9 protein-coding genes are annotated in these 14262 nt (G+C 57.5%); 8 read left to right on the top strand and 1 reads right to left on the bottom strand.

Translation table 11 applies throughout. The features are described 5' to 3' along the window. Window positions 1-51 precede the first annotated feature (51 nt). From aspS to OZX72_RS05460, 7 genes are all read left to right on the top strand, one after another. Window positions 52-1851, top strand: coding sequence for an aspartate--tRNA ligase (gene aspS / locus OZX72_RS05490; RefSeq protein WP_277157686.1), 1800 nt, complete (start codon window positions 52-54; stop codon window positions 1849-1851). 375 nt (window positions 1852-2226) lie between these two features. Further along, window positions 2227-3009 (top strand): amino acid ABC transporter ATP-binding protein, encoded by a 783-nt coding sequence (locus OZX72_RS05485; RefSeq protein ID WP_277159375.1) that lies wholly within the window; start codon window positions 2227-2229, stop codon window positions 3007-3009. A gap of 148 nt (window positions 3010-3157) precedes the next feature. Beyond that, the gene (locus OZX72_RS05480) at window positions 3158-4012 is read left to right on the top strand and encodes a glutamate ABC transporter substrate-binding protein (RefSeq protein WP_277157685.1); all 855 of its coding nucleotides are present in this window, start codon (window positions 3158-3160) and stop codon (window positions 4010-4012) included. Then, a complete protein-coding gene (locus tag OZX72_RS05475) occupies window positions 4009-4686 on the top strand; it encodes an ABC transporter permease subunit (protein WP_277157684.1) in 678 nt (225 codons plus the stop codon). The genes OZX72_RS05480 and OZX72_RS05475 overlap by 4 nt, the downstream gene beginning before the upstream one ends. A gap of 4 nt (window positions 4687-4690) precedes the next feature. After that, complete coding sequence (locus tag OZX72_RS05470; RefSeq protein ID WP_277157683.1) at window positions 4691-5833, top strand: amino acid ABC transporter permease; 1143 nt, start codon at window positions 4691-4693, stop codon at window positions 5831-5833. A 269-nt stretch (window positions 5834-6102) separates the two neighbouring features. Beyond that, entirely contained in the window at window positions 6103-8673 is a 2571-nt protein-coding gene (locus OZX72_RS05465) for a DEAD/DEAH box helicase (protein ID WP_277157682.1), read from the top strand. Window positions 8674-9284: 611 nt separating this feature from the next. After that, window positions 9285-10979, top strand: a complete 1695-nt coding sequence (locus OZX72_RS05460; RefSeq protein WP_277157680.1) for an ABC transporter substrate-binding protein — start codon at window positions 9285-9287, stop codon at window positions 10977-10979. Between the two features lie 153 nt (window positions 10980-11132). On the opposite strand, the gene OZX72_RS05455 is transcribed toward OZX72_RS05460, so the two are convergent. Then, entirely contained in the window at window positions 11133-12488 is a 1356-nt protein-coding gene (locus OZX72_RS05455) for an amidohydrolase family protein (protein ID WP_277157679.1), read from the bottom strand. Window positions 12489-12824: 336 nt separating this feature from the next. On the opposite strand from OZX72_RS05455, the gene OZX72_RS05450 reads away from it, so the two are divergent. Continuing rightward, a complete protein-coding gene (locus tag OZX72_RS05450; protein ID WP_277157678.1) occupies window positions 12825-14252 on the top strand; it encodes a replication-associated recombination protein A in 1428 nt (475 codons plus the stop codon). Window positions 14253-14262 lie beyond the last annotated feature (10 nt).

Below are 14262 nucleotides of genomic sequence, written 5' to 3'. Positions count from 1 at the left end.
CGCGGATTTTCGCGGTTTCCGAGCGGTTAGTAGATAAGGAATAGAGGAAGCATGAGCCAGACGGCTTATAGAACACACCATGCCACTGAAGTGACCGAGGAATTGATCGGTCAGAAGGTAACCCTTGCGGGCTGGGTCGATCGCAGGCGCGACCACGGCGGCGTCGCTTTCATTGATTTGCGCGACAGCACCGGCCTGGTGCAGATCGTCATCTACGACGAGGAGATTGCCCGCCCGCTGCGCAGCGAGTTCGTGGTGCAGGTCGTCGGCGAGGTGCGTGAGCGCCCGGACGGCAACGAAAACGAACACCTTTCTACTGGCAAGGTCGAGGTCGTGGTCGAAAGCCTCAAGGTGCTGGCCAAGTCCGACGCGCTGCCGTTCCAGGTTTCCACAGCCCTCGAAAATGAGGCCGAGAACAAGCTTCCCGGTGAGGACGTTCGTCTGAAGTATCGTTATCTCGATCTTCGTCGTCCTTCCATGCAGAAGAACCTCAAGCTTCGTAGCGACATGACTCGTGCGGCACGCCATGCGCTGGAAGATATGGACTTCACCGAGGTGGAGACCCCGACCTTCATCAAGTCCACGCCTGAAGGTGCACGCGACTTCGTGGTGCCGGCACGCTTGGTACCCGGTTCCTGGTATGCGTTGCCTCAGTCCCCGCAGCTGTTGAAGCAGCTGCTGATGGTCGGTGGTGTCGAGCGCTATTTCCAGCTTGCGCGCTGCTACCGTGACGAGGACTTCCGCGCCGACCGTCAGCCCGAGTTCACCCAGCTTGACATGGAAATGAGCTACGTGGATCAGGAAGACGTGATGGCCATGGCCGAGAAGGTCATCGCCGCCATTTGGAAGACCCAGGGCTACGACGTCAAGCTGCCGATCGACCGGATCACCTGGCAGGATGCCATGGACAAGTACGGTTCCGACAAGCCTGACCTGCGCTTCGGCAACCCGATCGTCGAGCTCACCGATTACTTCAAGAACACGCCGTTCCGCGTCTTCCAGGCGCCTTACGTCGGCGCTGTGGTATTCGAGGGTGGAGCCGACACCCCGCGTCGCCAGTTTGACGCGTGGCAGGAATGGGCACGCCAACGTGGGGCCAAGGGTCTTGCCTATGTCCAGTTCACCGGCGACGGCACCCTCAAGGGACCTGTAGCCAAGAACCTTTCCGACGAGGAACGCAACGGGCTCAAAGAGGCCGTGGGCGCCAAGGATGGGGATGCGGTGTTCTTCGCCGCCGGTACTCGCGAATCCTCTCAGCTGCTGCTCGGCGCCGCCCGCGTCGAGATTGCGCGTCGTGCAGGCCTGCTCGACCCGAAGAAGTTCGCCTTCACCTGGGTGGTCGACTTCCCACTCTTCAAGTGCACCGACGACCCGGACGACGACGATGTGGCCGTGGGCCATTCCAAGTGGACTTCCATGCACCATCCGTTCACCATGCCGAGCGCCGACTGGATCGATAAGTTCGATCGTGATCCGGAACACGCCATGAGCGATTCTTACGACATCGTCTGCAATGGCGAGGAAATGGGCGGCGGTTCGGTGCGTATCCACCGCAACGACATCCAGGAGCGTGTGCTGGACGTACTCGGTATCGGCGAAGAGGAAGCCCAAGAGAAGTTCGGCTTCCTGCTGGAAGCGTTCAAGTACGGCGCACCGCCTCACGCGGGCATCGCGCTCGGCTGGGATCGTACGGTCTCGCTGCTTGCCGGAGTTGACACCATCCGCGACGTCATCGCCTTCCCGAAGGCCGGCGGCGGCCGCGACCCGCTCACCGGTGCCCCGGCTCCGATTTCGGACGCCCAGCGTGCCGAGACCGGCGTCGATTATGATCCGGATGAGGATAAGGACTGATAAAGGCTAATCGGCTTTCGCAGGTTTTCCTGCAAAGTAAATAGTCGTTTGAATGTGTCCAGTCCATTTTGGACTGGACACATTTGCATTTCGGATAAACGGTATCTTGCAATGATCCAGAATATTATGAGGTAGAGGATGCCGCTTTCGAGGTTACCGGAAAACTTGTGCTGGAAAGTAACGCAATATAATTAAAAACTTGTGACAAAAAATAATTTGGTATACCAGCAATTTCAAGTAATCTGACAACCAAGTAATCCGAAGTAATACGCATATAGCATTGATTGCTGATATTTCCCAATAATTTCGCTGGTAACTATGTGGTAACAGTGTGCAGTTATACTGCTTTTCATGTCTGAAACAAAAGAAACCACTATGAAGACGCGTGAAAACGGCGCGTCGGACCTCGCGATGGATGAGAACCATCCGCTGGTCGAGCTCTCGCACGTCGAAAAGCATTTCGGCAAGCTCCATGTCCTCAAAGACATCAACCTCAAGGTTAACAAGGGCGAGGTGCTTGTCGTTGTCGGGCCTTCCGGTTCCGGCAAATCCACGATGTGCCGCACCATCAACCGGCTTGAGACCATCGATTCCGGCACCATCCGCATCGATGGCCAGCCGTTGCCGCAGGAAGGCAAGGATCTGGCGAACCTGCGCGCCGAGGTCGGCATGGTCTTCCAGCAGTTCAACCTTTTCGCCAACAAGACCATCCTTCAGAACGTTACGCTCGCACCGGTCAAGGTACGTCACATGGATAAAAAGGATGCCGACGACCTCGGCATGGATCTTCTGGCCCGCGTTGGTGTGGAGAGCCAGGCCAACAAGATGCCCTCGCAGCTTTCCGGCGGCCAACAGCAGCGCGTCGCCATCGCCCGTGCACTGGCCATGCAGCCCAAGATCATGCTCTTCGACGAGCCCACCAGCGCCCTCGACCCGGAAATGGTCAACGAGGTGCTCGACGTGATGATCAAACTTGCGAGCGAAGGCATGACGATGATTTGTGTGACTCACGAGATGGGCTTCGCGCGCAAGGCGGCCGATCGCATCGTCTTCATGGCCGACGGCAAGATTCTCGAGAAGGGAACGCCGGATGAGTTCTTCGACCATCCGAAGACCGAACGTGCCAAGGACTTCCTCTCCAAGATCCTCACGCACTGACTTCTTGCACGAGTGCGCTCGTTGATATCGGATTCCTATATGCAAAGTTACCGAATAATAATCGCGTCGCACGTTTCAACAACAACAAGAGAAAACATCGTTAATCCGCTAAAAAGCGAATGGGGAAGTATCAGGAAAGCAAAAGCCTATGAAACCATCATTCAATCATCTTTCGCGCGTTTGGCGCAGGGTCCTCGCGGCCTTCTGCGCGTTGGCATGCGTGTTCACCGTAGCCGCGTGCGGCTCAAGCAATGAGGCGGGCAAGATCCGTATCGGCATCAAATTTGACCAGCCTGGCGTCGGCTTCAAGAAATCCGGCACCTACGTCGGCTTCGACGTGGACGTGGCGCGCTACATCGCCCGCAAGCTGGGTTATTCGGACGACGAGATTGTCTGGAAGGAAGCGCCAAGCAAGCAGCGTGAAGCCATGCTGCAGAACGGTGACGTCGACATGATCGTCGCCAGCTATTCCATCACCGACGAGCGCAAGAAGGCCGTCAGCTTCGCCGGGCCGTATTTCGTGGCTGGGCAGGACCTTATGGTCCGCAAAGACGACCACGAGATTACCGGCCCCGACAGTCTCAATGGCAAACGTCTCTGTTCGGTGACCGGCTCAACGTCAGCCGAAGTAGTCAAGCAGAAGTTCGCCTCCAAAGTGCAGCTGATGGAACAGCCGGGTTACGCTGAATGCGCGACGGCCCTATTCAGCGGCATCGTCGACGCGGTGACGACTGATGACATCATCCTCGCCGGCCTCGCCTCCAACGCGCGTGGCAGGTTGCGCCTGATCGGCAAGCCCTTCACGCAGGAATATTACGGTGTCGGGGTCAAGAAGGGCAATATCAAATTCGCCAAGAAAATCGACAAGGCCATCGCCCAGATGGAAAAGGATGGTTCCTGGCAGCGCTACATCAACGACAACACGCGTGGTGTGAAATATAAGCCGAATATGAAATACAATCCGCCCAAGCCGGACCTGGGAGAGACGGGAGCCGCGAAATGAATGAACTCATGCAATTGTTCAGCCAATACAATGTGCCGGGCGCCTTCCTCGTCAACATCGAGCTGACACTCTGGTCCGCGCTGTTCTCTCTGATTCTTGGCGTCATCCTACTGATGATGCGCATCTCGCCGATATCCTCGCTGCGCACTGTGGCAAGCGCCTACGTCGAGTTCTTCAAGAACATGCCATTGACCATCATCATGGTCTTCATGGTGCTTGGTGCTTTTGCACAGCTCAAACTTACGTTCTCCAACACCTTCGCCACGAACTTCTTCTGGCTTGCAGTCACCGGCCTTTCGCTCTACACGGCGGCGTTCGTCTGCGAATCATTGCGTTCCGGTATCAACACCGTTCCGCTGGGCCAGGCCGAAGCGGCACGTGCGCTGGGACTCAACTTCATGCAGTCGGCCACGCAAATCATCCTGCCTCAGGCCTTCCGCGGTTCCGTGGCGCCCCTGGGCAACACGCTGATCGCATTGCTCAAGAATTCGACGGTTGCGGCCGCGGCGTCGGTGGCCACCGAAACGTCCAGCCTGATGAGCGAGATGATCGAATTCCACGCGAATTCCATCGTTGCCATCTTCCTGATTTTCGCGTTCGGCTACGTCATCCTGATCATTCCCATCGGGGCGCTGACCACGTTCCTTTCCAACAAACTTGCGGTACAGAGGTGAACGCATGAGCAAGAACAACAATGAATCGTCCGTGCTCTTCGATGAGCCGGGGCCGAAAGGCAAACGCAACATTCGCATCGCCAACTGGATTGGCGGCATCATCGTGGCCATTCTCGTGGTGCTGATCCTCATGCGCCTGCACAACCCGCCGGACGGCGAGAACCAGCTTGACTGGGCGCTGTGGAAGCCGGCGCTCGACGGCGAGGCCTGGACGGACTTCTACTTGCCGGGCCTGTGGATGACCCTCAAGGCGGCTGTGCTCGCCGTTATCGGGTCTGTCGTGTTCGGTCTCATTTTCGGTATTGGCAGGCTTCTGCCGAGCAGGATCGTGCGAACAGTCTCCGGCGTCATCGTCGAATTCTGCCGCGCGGTGCCGGTGCTTATGTTCATGATCTTCTTCTGGCGGCTGTTCTCCTTCATGGGCATCCAGAGCGCCTCCTACTGGGCCGTGGTGCTTGGCTTGATTCTCTACAACGGCTCTGTGGTCGCGGAACTTGTGCGAAGCGGTGTCGGCAATCTGCCAGGCGGACAGCGCGAGGCCTCGCTGGCCTTGGGCCTGACCACCACGCAGTCGCTGATGCAGATCGAAGTGCCGCAGGCCATCTACGCGATGCTGCCTGCCGCCGTCACCCAGCTGGTCGTGGTGTTGAAGGATACGGCGTTGGGCTCCATCATCATGTATACGGATCTGCTGCAGGAATCCCGCCGTCTGGGCTCGATGTACTTCAACATCCTGCAAACGTTGGTGGTTGCCGGCGTGGTCTACTTCATCGTCTGCGCACTGCTTTCCAAGCTCGCAGAATGGCTCCCGAGCCGTATGCAGGCCCGTACCGCCGCTCCGGCCGAGCCGGAGCCTGTCGCGCCAATCGCCATCATGGATGCTTCGAACGTCAACCAGATCGCGGTGGCCAAGGAGCTGGGCGAGGATCGCTACGGCGGTGCGCCAGGCCAATACCACATCCATCATCGCGGCACCAACGCTTCCGTGCATCACTGGAGGCAGACCCGTTACATGCAGGGTTATGACGCCACGCATCCGGGTAGTGAAAAGGAAGCCGATCACATCGAGCTTCCCGACATCCCGCATCCGCACCGCAAGTCACATCCGCATGGAGACAAACCCGGCGAGTATAAGGATAATAAGTAGTTTGTAAGTTGTGTTTTTGGAATGGTGACTATCGCTTTTGTGATGGTCACCATTTTCATAAGCGCACTTTATTCTGTCGACCGTGGAGTGGGGAGATATACAATGTTTAGGCACCCTCCAGGCCGGTAGGCCAAGCTTTATGCCAAAACATCGCATATCTCCCCACTCCACTCGTTTCGTAAATTACTTTGGTACATGAATTGCCTGGAAGTTGCTTTTCATGGCGCAATAAACAGAAAGAGTAGCGAGCGGACGATAGAGTTGGGGTTATGACACAGAGTTTAGGGGAATTGGCACCTAGCTGGGATGGCAGCGGGGATGAGAAACACAATATCGATGCCGATGAAATTTATGACAGATTTTTCGAATGGGTGAAGGATGTCAAGGGGATTGACCCTTGGCCGCATCAGGAAGAAGCGGTCATGGATTTGCTGGCTGGCGACCATGTCATCCTGAGCACGCCGACTGGGTCTGGGAAGTCGCTGGTGGCTCTGGGCATGCATTTCGCGGCGTTGTGCACAGGGCGGCGTTCCTATTACACGGCTCCCATCAAGGCGTTGGTGAGCGAGAAGTTTTTTGATCTGGTAGAGGCGTTCGGGCGCGACAATGTTGGCATGATCACGGGGGATACCAGCATCAATTCGGATGCCCCGATTATCTGCTGTACCGCCGAGATTCTGGCCAATCAGGCGTTACGTGAGGGAGTGAATGCCGACATTGGCTGCGTGGCGATGGATGAATTCCACTATTATGGCGATGCCGACCGCGGGTGGGCCTGGCAGGTGCCGCTGCTGACGCTGCCCAAGACGCAGTTCCTGCTGATGAGCGCGACGCTTGGCAATGTCACCGCCATCGCCGACAAGCTCGAAGACATGACACGGAGAGATGTGGACGTCATCGACGACGCGCCGAGGCCAGTGCCGCTGAGCTATGAATACACCGACAAGCAACTAGCCGGCACCGTCGAACTGCTTTTCAACCGCGGTGATACCCCTATTTATGTTGTGCACTTCTCGCAGGACGCGGCGCTCGAAACCGCGCAGGCGCTCGCCAGCACCGGCGTCTCCAGCAAGGAGCAGCGCAAGGCCATCAGCGAAGCCATCAAAGGGACACGCTTCACCACGGCATTCGGTAAGATTTTGCAACGGCTGCTGCGCACCGGCGTCGGTATCCACCACGCAGGCATGTTGCCGCGTTATCGCAGACTTGTTGAACAGCTTGCACAACAGGGACTTTTGCCGGTCATCTGCGGAACCGATACGTTGGGCGTCGGTATCAACGTGCCGATTCATTCCGTCGTGCTTACCCAGCTCACCAAATTCGACGGATTCAAGATGCGCAAGCTGCGCGCCCGTGAATTCCACCAGATCGCCGGACGTGCCGGGCGTATGGGCTTCGATACCGAAGGACTAGTGGTGGCTGAGGCTCCCGAATTTGAAATCGAGAACGCGCGTGCCATCGCCAAGGCCAACGGCGACCCGAAGAAGCTTAAGAAAATCAAGCGCAAGAAGCCGCAGGAAGGCTTCGTTACGTGGAATGAAGGCACGTTCGACAAGCTCATCGAAGCTGCGCCCGAAACGCTCGTGCCACATATGAAAATCAGCCATTCCATGGTGCTGAACGAAGTGGCGCAGGGCGGTGACGCTCGTGCCCGCATCGACAAACTCATTGATGATTCCACGCAGACACCGGAGCAGAAGGAACACCTGCACGAACGCGCTGACGAAATCTTCCAGACCATGTTCGACTCGTCATTCATTGAGGCCGAAGATAACGGTCGCGGTGGCAAGGATTATTTCCTGGCTGTCGATGTGCCGGACAACTTCGCGCTCGACCAGCCGCTTTCGCCGTTCCTCTTGGCAGCGCTGGAACTGCTCGATCCAGAATCCGACACCTACGCACTTGACGTCATCTCTATGGTCGAAGCAACGCTCGAAGACCCCAAGCAGGTCTTGAAAGCCCAGCAACGGCAGGCGCGTGACAAGGCGATGGCCGAGATGAAGGCCGATGGGCTCGACTATGACGAGCGCATTGACAAGCTGCAGGAAGTCACTTGGCCCAAGCCGCTCGAGGAAATGCTTGATGCCGCCTTCGACGAGTACCGCCACGATGTGCCGTGGGCCAACGATTATGAGTTGAGTCCTAAATCTGTGGTACGCGACATGGTAGAGACGGCCAGCGATTTCACCGGCTATATCGCCCGCTACAACATCGCGCGGAGCGAAGGCACGCTGTTGCGTTACCTTTCCGATGCCTACCGCTCACTGGCCCGCACGGTTCCCGTCGAGAAACGCAACGACGAGCTTGAAGACATCATCTCGTGGTTGCGCGTGGTTGTGCGTTCCGTCGATTCCAGCCTGGTCGACGAATGGGAGAATGCCGGGAACGAAGCCGCTGCCGATGCCGAAAATACCGCGCTATCGACCGCCGCTCCTGGTGGCAAAGCTGCAGTGGTGGAGGACAGACGAGGACTCATCGTGCTCATCCGCAACGCCATGTTCCGCCGTATCCAGCTGATGGATCAGGACAGGCCGGAAGAGCTCGGCTCACTCGACAAGGGCTGGGGCTACGGCGTGCACGAGTGGGAGGACGCGCTCGACGATTACTACGACGAGCACGAATACGTCGGCATCGACCAGAAGGCCCGCAGCGGAAAGCTGTTCATCTTGGACGACAGCAACGAGGTCAAGGAGCACACGTGGAAGGTGCGGCAGATCATCGACGATTCCGATGGCGACCACGACTGGGCTATCACCGGCACTGTCGACCTCGACGCCACGCAGGAAAGCGGAGAGGTGGTCTTTGTGGATTACCGCGTCACTAACGACGGGTTGAGCTGAACGAGAACGGCAAGTATCGTTCGTTTGTGGTTCTCTGCCTCCTGTTAGAATGAGCGGAGCTACGGATATCCGTATGTCCGGATTGTGGACATATGGATTGACGCGGCGATTGCCTGAGTATGGTGAAAAATATCAGAACTTTCGGCATACAGGGAATTTGGCTTGTTACCGGCAAAGAAGAATATAGACAGTCAGGGTGGTTGATGATGGAACGGATGCGTTTCAATGGGGGACGTCGTGGTGCGGCGCTCTCTCTTCAGCGCGCTATCGTACAGGTCTTGGCAAACTCTGATTGCAACAATACCAATAACGACAACTGGCAGTGGTGGCACAGATAAACAATCTGCCCCGCTTGTCGGTCACAGGTTGTGTTCAAAACCTGTGGTTCCGGTGTCGATTAATGGGATGAATCACAGTCGTGGTTCATCCCATTTTTATTGGTTTGGCGGGTGCGGTAATAGGAAGTGTTCGGAGTGGAAAGGAGGTGTGAGTTGGTCGATATATGAATGCATCGGTATTTCGGAGTGTCAACGGAGGTTGGCGGCGGTGATGCCGGAAACGGGAAACGATCCAGAGAAAAGCAGGAAACGACAAGAGAAACGGATATAGTGATGGATTTACGAAACAGCAAGATGCGGCAGACATTGGCGCTCGCGGGTAAACGTGGCGGCAAGGCGATCGCGGCCGGTCTGGCTTTGGCGCTTTGCGCAAGTCTGCTATCGGCATGTGGCAACGGGAGCAACGACTCCAAAAAGAACGAAGGCGCGAAGGGCACGGCCACCATCACCGCCTATGACACTGAGCCACAGAGTCCACTGGTGCCGGGGGATACCAACGAAACCGGCGGTGGCAAGCCGATTGGCCTGCTCTTCTCCCAACTGGTGCGATTCGAGCCCAACGGTAAGGCCGTTAATGAGGTCGCGGAGTCGATCAAGCCCGACGCAACGCTACAAAAGTACACCATCAGACTCAAAGACGGATGGAAATTCAGTGACGGCACGCCGGTGACCGCGAAATCGTTCACGCGCGCCTGGAGCTATACCGCCAACGCGAAGGATGCGCAGAAGGGAACCTCGTACCTGACGACCATCAAAGGATACAAGGACTTGCAGGACCCCACGAAGCTCAAAGGCGACGAACAGCTTTCCGGGCTTTCCGTCGTTGACGACAGGACCTTCACCGTCGATCTGGAGCATCCCGACGCCACATTCCCGATCAAGATCGGCTGCTCGGCGTTTTCGCCGCTTCCCGATGCGTTCTTCAAGGATCCGAAGGGATTCGGCCAGCATCCCGTCGGCAATGGTCCCTATAAGTTCGTCAGCTGGGACCATGATGCGTCCATCAAACTGGTGAAGAACCCGTATTATCATGGCGGGCGCATGGTCAAGAACGCCGGCGTCACCTTCAAGGTCTATACCTCGGACCAAGCCGCATACTCCGACGTGCAGGGCGGTCAGCTTGACGTGATGGAGATCGTGCCTGCCGCGGATTCCAAATCCTTCAAAACCGACCCTCAGGTCACCGCCTACAACAAACCCGGTTCGCGTCTTTCCATGCTTGGGCTGACCTCCCGCCTGCCGCATTTCGTGGCCAGAACCGAAGAGGGGACGCTGCGCCGCCAAGCGGTTTCCATGGCGATCGACCGCAAGAACATCATCAACAAGATTCTTTACGGTACGGCCACCCCGGCCCGTGAATTCACCTCGCCGCTGGTTCCTGGCTATTCGCCCAACCTGCCCGGCAACGACGTGCTCAATTACAACCCGAAGAAAGCCAGGGAGCTTTGGGCGAAGGCCGAAGCCATTTCCAAAGACACCGATCCGCTGGTCATCACCTATAATTCCGACAGCGGGCTCAAGCCCGTCTACGACGCCATCGCCAACTCGATCAAGAACACGATAGGTCTCGAGGTCAAAACCAACCCGATGCCGACCTTCAAGGAATACCGCAGCGCGGTGGAGGCCAGAAAAGTCGTGGGCGCGACCCGATACGATTGGACGCCGGAATATCCCTCGCCCGAGGCGTATCTCTTCCAGCATTTCGACACGCGCACGGCCCACGGCGCCGGCGCCAACGATACGGACTACATCAACCCCGATTTCGATGTCTACATGGACAAGGCCTACGCGGCCAAATCGACCGCCGAGGCCAACAAGATCTATCAGGAATCCCAAGCCATCATCCTGAAGGATCTGCCAGTGGTCCCACTGTATTACAATAATGCGCATGGCGTCGCCGACAAGGCCATCAAGGGCTTCGGTATGGATTGGAGCAACAACATCATCTACGAGAACCTGACGAAGTGATGTTCTCTTAGCAGATCAAACGCGCAAATGCGGGACAGACGTAATATCGTCTGCCCCGCATTTTGTCGCGGTATTTCGGTTTGATAACTGTTTGATTTTTTAGTCTTACGACGTTACATCGTAGCGACGTACAACATTACGGCGTATATAACGTTATAGGGGTTTTGAGTAGATCATGTCGAGCGTCGACTCGATTTCCGGATAACGTTTCACCGACGGTCTGAAGATCGGGTGGCCAGCAGCCACGACCATCAGCGGATGCTCCAGCGTGCGCAGGTTGTCGACGGGATTTTCGGCCAATACCAGCAGATCGGCGGATTTGCCGACCTCGAGCGAGCCGGTGATATCGCTGACCCCGATGATCTCGGCGGTCACCTGCGTGCCGGCGTGGAAGGCCTCTGCCGTGGTAAAGCCGCTATAGCGGTGGAGCAGATCCATTTCGCGCCAGGTGCCATACGCCATCGAATACGGCACACCGGTGTCGGTGCCGACGCCGACCTTGATGCCGGCCTTATGTGCGTTACGCGCGCCTACGACCACGCCTTTGGCGATAGGAATCGAGTTGTCCAGCTGTATTTCGGTCATGTGCAGGGTCTCTTTGGTAAGGAATGCGGTGGGAAGGCCCGCGGAAAGCGTCGGTTCAAGAGCGCTGTAGCCGCGAAGTGTGAGCGGGTTGTCGAGGAACATCCCGATCAGCTCATCGTCCAGCGGGCAACCATGTTCGATGGTGTCCACGCCGGCCTTGAGGGCGTTGTAGACGCCCTGACGACTCTGCGCATGTGCGGCGACGATGATGCCGACCTCGTGCGCGGTCTCGCAAATGGCGCGCATCTGCTCGATCGACATCTGCGGCGTACCTGCCTCGCCGGGCACCTGCGAGTCCGTCACGCCTCCGGTGGCGGCGATTTTGATGGCCCTGACCCCGTGGGCGATGTTGACCGCCGTGGTATGCCGGGATTCTTCAGGGGTGGCGCTTTCCAGCGCGGAAAGCGGGGCGCCGTGCCCGTCGGGGATGGACATCATCGGTCCTGCCGGGATGATGCGCGGGCCGACGAGGATGCCGTCCCTGATTTCGTCGCGCAGCCAGGTCAGCTCATAGCCGATGTCGCCCACCGAACGCACCGTGGTGACCCCGGAGTTGAGCATCGTCTCGATATTGGATTTGCTGTTGAAATACATGAAGATCTGGCCGGGCAGCGAGCGCAGGAGTCGGACCAGCCGGCGCTGGCCAGCTGGGGTCTGGTTCTTCGGGTTGCCGGGCAACCCTTTGGAGTTGGTGTGGATGTGGCCGTTGATCATGCCCGGTGAGACGACCTTGCCCGTGGCATCGAGCCGGTGATAGCCGCTGGGCACGCTGACCGACGCACTCGGCCCGATGGCTTCGATTCTGCCTACTTCATCGACCACGACAGTGGAATCGGGTATGGAGCGCCCGTCTTCGTCGCCGGTGGCAAGCGTGGCGTGCTCGATGGCGAACGGTTCAATCGTCGGATGATGTGGCAGACTCATGATTTCTCCTTTGATGATTCACAAATACACGTATCGTTCAAGCTTAGCAGTTTCAAAGAGCCTTCCGGCGGCCCGGGGTCGTTTGACGGACAACCTGTCACGGTTTGCGTCAACGACTAGCAGTCTAGTCAGGGAGGTATTTCGGTTTTCGCGATGTGGTTTCATGACTTGGTTTCCGTGATACCGTTTGATAATTTGAACAGGCTCTGAACGCTGCTGTGTCGCGGTTAGATATGTCAGTAAGTTCGACGGAAGTCGTCAACGCTATGATGGAAGCTGCTTCTTTTGGTATGCAATGTACGAACAAATGTTCGAATGATGGGGTAAGGTGAAGGCATGACCGAAGACTTGTTCAGCGCCGCCGATGCGCCTGAAGACGTGACCCGTCCGCTTGCCGTGCGGATGCGGCCGACAACGCTTGACGACGTGGTGGGCCAGCAGCAGGTGTTGGGTGAGGGCTCGCCTTTACGCCGGCTTGCAAGCCCCGCTTCCAAAGGATCGCTGACCGCTCCGAGTTCGATTATCCTCTTCGGCCCTCCGGGGGTTGGCAAGACCACATTGGCCTATATCGTCGCGCAGCAATCAGGCCGTGAATTCGAGGAGCTTTCCGCCGTTACCTCCGGGGTCAAGGATGTGCGTGCGGTGTTGGAACGCGCACACGAACGCTTGGTGACGCAGGGACGCGAGACGGTCCTGTTTATCGACGAGGTGCACCGCTTTTCCAAGTCCCAGCAGGATGCGCTACTTCCCAGCGTCGAAAACCGAGATGTCACCTTCATCGGCGCGACCACAGAAAACCCGAGTTTCTCCATCAACAAGCCGTTGCTGAGCCGGTCGGTGGTCGTCAAGCTGGAATCCTTGGAACCCGATGACTTGAAAACATTGATTACCCGTGCGCTGGAAAGTGAGCACGGGCTCAAAGGCGAGGTCAAGGCCAGCGATGAGGCGATCAACGAGATCATTCGCATGGCCGGAGGAGATGGGCGCAAGACGCTGACCATACTCGAGGCCGCGGCAGGCGCGGTCACCGGTGACAAGGAACGTAAGAAGGGCGCTCGCAAGCCGACCATCACTCCTGACATCGTTTCCAAGGTGATGGATTCGGCCACTGTGCGTTACGACAAGGACGGCGACGACCATTACGATGTCGCCTCCGCATTCATCAAATCGATGCGGGGGTCGGATCCGGATGCAGCGCTGCACTATCTGGCACGGATGCTGCGTGCGGGGGAGGACCCGCGTTTCATCGCCCGGCGCATCATGATCGCCTCGGCCGAAGAGGTCGGTATGGCCGCTCCGCAGATTCTTGAGCTCACTGTTGCCGCGGCGCAGGCCGTCGCGATGGTTGGCATGCCCGAGGCGCGAATCATTCTTTCGGAGGCGGTGATTGCCGTGGCCACGGCCCCCAAGTCCAACGCCAGCTACAACGCCATCAACCAAGCACTCGCCGACGTTGACGCAGGCATGATCGGCCAGGTGCCGCTGTGGTTGCGCAACGCTCCGACCAAGCTTATGAAGGATTGGGGCAACAAGGACGGCTATGTCTACGCTCACGACGCGCCCGGAGCGGTTGCGGCGCAACAGTATATGCCCGACGAGCTGGTGGGCCACGAATATTATCATCCCAACGACCGTGGCTATGAGCGTGAGGTCGGTCCGAGGCTGGAAAAAATTCGTCGGATTCTGCATAGCGGTACAGGCGGCAGTAAGGAAGAACGTAATGATTCTTCTGGCAAGCAAGCGGATAATCGCAATAAGGGTTAATATTAAGTGA

Source organism: Bifidobacterium sp. ESL0769, assembly GCF_029395495.1.
Lineage (GTDB): Bacteria > Actinomycetota > Actinomycetes > Actinomycetales > Bifidobacteriaceae > Bifidobacterium.
Note: the sequence above shows the minus strand (reverse complement) of the source record. Positions and strands in the feature narration are given on the sequence as shown.

Excerpts from the sequence above, each read along its gene's own strand:
- aspS (WP_277157686.1), top strand. The coding sequence starts at position 52 with ATGAGCCAGACGGCTTATAGAACACACCATGCCACTGAAGTGACCGAG.
- OZX72_RS05485 (WP_277159375.1), top strand. The coding sequence starts at position 2,227 with ATGAAGACGCGTGAAAACGGCGCGTCGGACCTCGCGATGGATGAGAAC.
- OZX72_RS05480 (WP_277157685.1), top strand. The coding sequence starts at position 3,158 with ATGAAACCATCATTCAATCATCTTTCGCGCGTTTGGCGCAGGGTCCTC.
- OZX72_RS05475 (WP_277157684.1), top strand. The coding sequence starts at position 4,009 with ATGAATGAACTCATGCAATTGTTCAGCCAATACAATGTGCCGGGCGCC.
- OZX72_RS05470 (WP_277157683.1), top strand. The coding sequence starts at position 4,691 with ATGAGCAAGAACAACAATGAATCGTCCGTGCTCTTCGATGAGCCGGGG.
- OZX72_RS05465 (WP_277157682.1), top strand. The coding sequence starts at position 6,103 with ATGACACAGAGTTTAGGGGAATTGGCACCTAGCTGGGATGGCAGCGGG.
- OZX72_RS05460 (WP_277157680.1), top strand. The coding sequence starts at position 9,285 with ATGGATTTACGAAACAGCAAGATGCGGCAGACATTGGCGCTCGCGGGT.
- OZX72_RS05455 (WP_277157679.1), bottom strand. The coding sequence starts at position 12,488 with ATGAGTCTGCCACATCATCCGACGATTGAACCGTTCGCCATCGAGCAC.
- OZX72_RS05450 (WP_277157678.1), top strand. The coding sequence starts at position 12,825 with ATGACCGAAGACTTGTTCAGCGCCGCCGATGCGCCTGAAGACGTGACC.